Below are 5,796 nucleotides of genomic sequence, written 5' to 3'. Positions count from 1 at the left end.
AGCATGTTCGAGCCGGGCGCGCATGAGCGGGTCCTGATGGTCATTCCGTATGCGTTCGATCCCTCGATCTATGGCTTGTGGGTGCCGCTGCTGCACGGTGGGCGCACGGTCATCACGCCCGAAGGCGATCTGAGTGTGGCGGCGCTGGCCCGTCTGATCGCTGAGGAGAAGATCACCGCCCTGGACGTCTCCGCAGGTTTGTTCCAGGTGATGGCGGAGGAGGATCCGGGCTGCTTCGCGGGTGCGCGTGAGGTGATCACGGGTGGGGACGTGGTCTCTCCCACCGCGGTGCAGCGGGTGCTGGAGCACTGCCCGGACATCGTCGTGCGCAGCGCGTACGGTCCCACCGAGACCACGTTGTATGCAACGCAGCATCCGTGGACGCGCGGTAGCGAATTGCCGGCGCCGCTGCCGATAGGGCGTCCGCTGGACGGTATGCGTGCCTATGTTCTCGACGAGACCCTGTCGCTGGTCCCTTCAGGAGTGGCCGGGGAACTGTATCTGGCGGGTGCGGGATTGGCTCGGGGCTATTTCGGGCGTGCGGATCTGACGGCGGAGCGGTTCGTGGCCGATCCCTTCGGCCCGGCCGGCAGCCGCATGTACCGCACCGGTGACCTGGCCCGCTGGTCCGGCGAGGGCGTGCTGGAGTTCTTGGGCCGGGCCGACGACCAGGTGAAGATCCGCGGGTTCCGGATCGAACTGGGCGAGATCGAGGCGGTATTGGGCCGTGTCCCGGGGGTGTCGCAGGTCTCGGTCATAGCTCGTGAGGACCAGCCGGGCGACAAACGCCTTGTCGGCTACGTGGTCGCCGACCCGGGCCACGGCGACGGGGTGGATGTCGAGACCCTGCGCGCACAGGTGGCGGGTCGGCTGCCGGAATACATGGTGCCCTCGGCGTTCGTGGTACTCGACCGGCTCCCGCTGACCACCAACGGCAAACTGGACCGGCGAGCCCTGCCCGCCCCCGACCTGCCGGCGACCGGAGTCGGACGCGGTCCGCGGACCCCGCGGGAGGAGATCCTGTGCGGGCTGTTCGCCGAGGTCCTGGGCGTGCCCGCGGTCGGAATCGACGACGATTTCTTCGTACTCGGCGGCCACTCCCTCCTCGCCACCCGTCTGGTCAGCCGAATACGTTCGGTCCTGGGGGCCGAGCTGGTGGTGCGGAACGTGTTCCAGGCGCCCACGGTCGCCACTCTCGCCGACCGGGTCGCGGAAGCAGGGGTGGCCAGGCCCGCGTTGACCGTAAAGGCGCGCCCGGAGCGGATCCCGCTGTCACCGGCACAGAGCCGGCTGTGGTTCCTCGACAAGCTCGAAGAGACGACTGCCACCTACAACCTTCCCCTCGCCGTCCGTCTTTCGGGGCAACTGGACCGGGCCGCGCTGCGGGCCGCACTCGAGGACGTGGTGGACCGGCATGAGAGCCTGCGCACCGTCTTTCCCGAGGACGCTCAGGGCGTGCCGTTCCAGCAGATCCTGCCGACGACTCGGGCGATGCAAGACTTCGAGGTGGTGGAGACCGACGAGACCGCCGTGCCCACGGAGATCTCGGCTCTTGCTGGGGAGCGTTTCAATCTGGCGGTCGACCCGCCGGTCCGGTTCCGTCTGTTCGCCCTGTCGGAGACCGAACATGTCCTGTTCCTGCTGACGCATCACATCGCTTCCGACGGATGGTCGCTGGCTCCGATGACCCGCGACATCAGCCTCGCCTATGCGGCACGGTGCGCCGGGGCGGAGCCGTCGTGGTCGGCGTTGCCGGTGCAGTACGCGGACTACACGTTGTGGCAGCGCGAGCTCCTCGGCGCGGAAGAAGACCCCAGCTCCCTGGTGAGTGAACAACTGGCCTTCTGGAAACAGGCGTTGGAAGGAGTCCCGGACCAGCTCGAGCTGCCCTTCGACCGCCCCCGGCCGAGGGTGGCCAGCCATCGCGGCGACACCGTCTTCTTCGAGCTGGACGCGGAGCTGCACCAACGCCTGATCAGTCTGGGCCGTACCCATCAGGCCAGTCTGTTCATGGTGGTGCAGGCTGCCTTCGCCGCGCTGCTGTCCAGGCTGGGCGCGGGGAACGACATTCCGGTGGGTACCCCCATTGCCAACCGGACTGATGAGGCGATGGCCGACCTGGTCGGATTCTTCGTGAACACCTTGGTGATCCGGACCGACACCACCGGGGATCCCTCCTTCCAGCAATTGCTGGCTCGGGTACGAGAGGTGTCCCTGGAGGCTTTCGCTCACCAGGACGTCCCCTTCGAGCTCCTGGTGAACGAACTCAACCCGGTGCGCTCAACCGCCCAGCACCCCCTCTTCCAGGTACTGCTGGCAATGCAGAACAACACCTCCGTCCGGCTGGACCTTCCAGACCTGAGTGCGGACGTGAGTCTGGCTGACACCGAGGTCGCCAAGTTCGATCTCACCCTCGAACTCTTCGAGCAGCACCCGGGGGATGGCGTCCCCGGCGGGATCAGCGGACGGTTGGGGTATGCCCTCGATCTGTTCACTGCGGATACCGCACAACGGATCGCAGCTTGTTTCAAGAGACTGCTCGCCGCGGTCGCGGTAGACCCGGACGTCTCTCTGAGCCGCATCGACCTCCTCTCCCCGGAGGAGCACCGACAGCTCGTCATCGAGTGCAACGACACGGCGGTGCCCTACGCCGACAACACCACCCTGCACCAGATGTTCCAGGAACAGGCGGCCCGAACGCCGGACGCGCCGGCGGTGCGCTGCGGCGCGCAAGAGCTGACCTACAGCCAGCTCAACGCACGGGCGAACCAGCTCGCCCACCATCTGATCGCCCGGGGGGTGTGCCCGGAGCAATTGGTTCCGATCTGTGTCGAACGGGGCTTCGACGCGGTCGTCGCCGTCCTGGGCGTACTGAAGGCAGGCGCCGTCTATGTGCCGCTCAACCATGAATACCCGGTACATCAACTGGAGTTCATGGTGGCGGACGTCAATGCTCCGCTGGTCATCACCCATGCCCGCCTCCAGGATCGACTGGGGGACACATCCGCCGAGCGACTGCTGATAGACCAGGTCTGGCACGAGATCGCCACCCGGCCGGACACGGACCCCGGTGTGCCGGTCGGCCCCGAGAGCCTGGCCCACGTGATCTTCACCTCCGGCTCCACCGGAACCGCCAAGGGCGTCATGATCGAACACCGCTCGCTCTGCCGGATAGTCGACAGCGACCTGTTCGCCGGCCTCGGGCCCGGCGACGTCGTGGCCCAGCCCTCCAACTTCTCCTGGGACGCCTTCACCTTCGAATGCTGGCCCGCGCTGACGTCCGGAGCCGCCATGGCCGTCATGGACAAGGAGGTCCTCCTCGACGCTGCCACTCTCAAGGCCGCTCTACGGCACTCCAAGGTGACCATGATGTGGCTGACGGCCCCCCTCCTGCGCCAGCACCTGCAGGACTGCCCCGACCTCCTCGCCGGAGTCACGTCCGTCTTCTACGGCGGCGAAGCGATCGACCGGCCGGTGGTGGACGCGCTGGTGGACGGGCCATGGGCACCCGAGCGGCTCATCCATGGGTACGGGCCCAGCGAGGCGACGGTCTTCACCACGTCCTACAGGGTGGACCGGAACACCCCCCGGAACGGGCAGATCCCCATCGGCCGGCCGGTGGCGAACACGGAGGTGTTCGTCATGGACGAAAACGGTGTTCTGGTGCCCCCGGGCGTTCCTGGCGAACTGTGGGTCGGCGGCCCTGGACTGGCCCGGGGCTATTGGAATCGCCCGGAGCTCACCGAGGAGCGGTTCATCAAGCACCCGTTCTCGGACGACCCTCAGGCACGGGTGTACCGCAGTGGTGACGTGGTGCGGTGGCGGGCGGACGGCCAGCTGGAGTTCGTGGGCCGGGTCGACGACCAGGTGAAGATCCGCGGGCTGCGGGTCGAGCTGGGTGGGATCGAGTCGGCGCTGGGTCGTTTCCCGGGCCTGGCGGAGGTCGCGGTCGTGGTGCGGGAAGAGCGGCCGGGTGACAAGCGTCTGGTGGCCTATGTGGTCGCTGAGGCAGGGAGCGAGGGGGTGGACGCGGACGCCTTGCGTGCTCATGTGGGTGGGTTGTTGCCGGAGTTCATGGTTCCGTCGGCGTTCGTGGTGCTGGACCGTTTGCCGTTGACCACGAATGGCAAGTTGGATCGACGGGCTCTGCCTGCGCCGGTGTACGAGGTCACGGTGGCGGGCGGACGGGGTCCGCGGACCGCGCAGGAGGAGATCCTGTGCGGGCTGTTCGCCGAGGTTCTGGGTGTGCCCGCGGTCGGTGTCGACGACGACTTCTTCGTACTCGGCGGCCACTCCCTGCTCGCCACCCGTCTGGCCGGCCGAATACGTTCGGTCCTGGGGGCCGAGCTGGTGGTGCGGAACGTGTTCGAGGCGCCCACGGTCGCCACTCTCGCCGACCGGGTCGCGGAAGCAGGGGTGGCCAGGCCTGCGTTGACCGCGAGGGCACGCCCGGAGCGGATCCCGCTGTCATCGGCACAGAACCGCCTGTGGTTCCTCGACAAGCTCGAAGGGACGAGTACCACCTACAACGTTCCGGTGGCGTTCCGGGTCGTCGGGGAGCTGGACGCCGATGTGCTCGAGCAGGCTTTGGGCGATGTGGTGGCACGGCACGAGAGCCTGCGGACGGTGTTCCAGGAGGTGGACGGGAGCCCGGTCCAGGTGGTCCTGGACAAGGATGCCGCCGGCGTGAAGGTGCATCGGATCGGCTGTGGTGCGGACGAGTTGGACGCGGTGCTGCGGGAGGCCGGTCAGTACGTGTTTGACTTGTCGGCCGAGTTTCCGCTGCGGGCGACGTTGTTCACCGCCGATCCCGATGAGCAGGTCTTGCTGCTGCTCATGCACCACATCGCAAGCGATGGTGCCTCGATGGGGCCGCTGGGGCGCGATCTGGAGTTCGCATTCAGGGCCCGACTCCAGGGACTCGAGCCGTCGTGGTCGGCCTTGCCGGTCCAGTACGCGGACTACACGTTGTGGCAGCGTGAACTCCTCGGTGCGGAAGAAGACCCCAGCTCCCTGGTGAGTGGACAACTGGCCTTCTGGACACAGGCGTTGGAAGGAATCCCGGACCAGCTCGAGCTGCCCTTCGACCGCCCCCGGCCGAAGGTGGCCAGCCATCGCGGCGACTCGGTCTTCTTCGAGCTGGACGCAGAAGTGCACCGCGGGATGGTCGATCTGGCACGTTCGACGGGCGCCACCACGTTCATGGTGGCACAGGCGGCACTGGCGGTGGCGCTGACGAAGATGGGTGCGGGGACGGACATCCCGATCGGCACCCCGGTCGCTGGACGCGCCGACGAAGCACTGGACGACCTCGTCGGCTTCTTCGTCAACACCCTGGTCCTGCGGACGGACACATCGGGGAATCCGACGTTTCTGGAAGTGCTGGAGCAGGTCCGGGAGACTGACCTGGCCGCGTACTCCCACCAGGACGTGCCGTTCGAGCGTGTGGTCGAGGCGGTCAACCCCCAGCGCTCACTGGCCCGTCACCCCCTGTTCCAGGTCTTGCTCAATCTCCAGACCGGCGCCGGCAATGTCCTGGATCTGCCCGGCCTGACGGTCCAGGAGATCGTGAGGGAACAGCAGACCGCGAAATTCGACATGTCGCTGAACTTCCTCATGAAGTACACCGATCAAGGTCTTCCTGGGCCTGTACCCGCGTATGTCACGTACGCCGCAGATCTATTTGACCGGGAGACCATAGAGCGTCTGTTCACCCGCCTCGCACGTGTCCTGGAATCTGTTGTCGCTGATCCGGCACGGACGATCAGTCAAATCGACGTGATCGATGCGCACGAG

1 protein-coding gene is annotated in these 5,796 nt (G+C 66.9%); it reads left to right on the top strand.

Annotated elements, in window-relative coordinates:
* Nucleotides 1–3: 3 nt before the first annotated feature.
* Nucleotides 4–5,796, top strand: a 5,793-nt coding sequence (locus AQI95_RS43460) for an amino acid adenylation domain-containing protein (protein ID WP_159056754.1), incomplete at its 3' end; no start/stop codon positions are given.

The organism is Streptomyces yokosukanensis (assembly GCF_001514035.1).
GTDB classification, from domain to species: domain Bacteria; phylum Actinomycetota; class Actinomycetes; order Streptomycetales; family Streptomycetaceae; genus Streptomyces; species Streptomyces yokosukanensis.
This window is presented reverse-complemented; position numbering and strand designations above follow the sequence as displayed.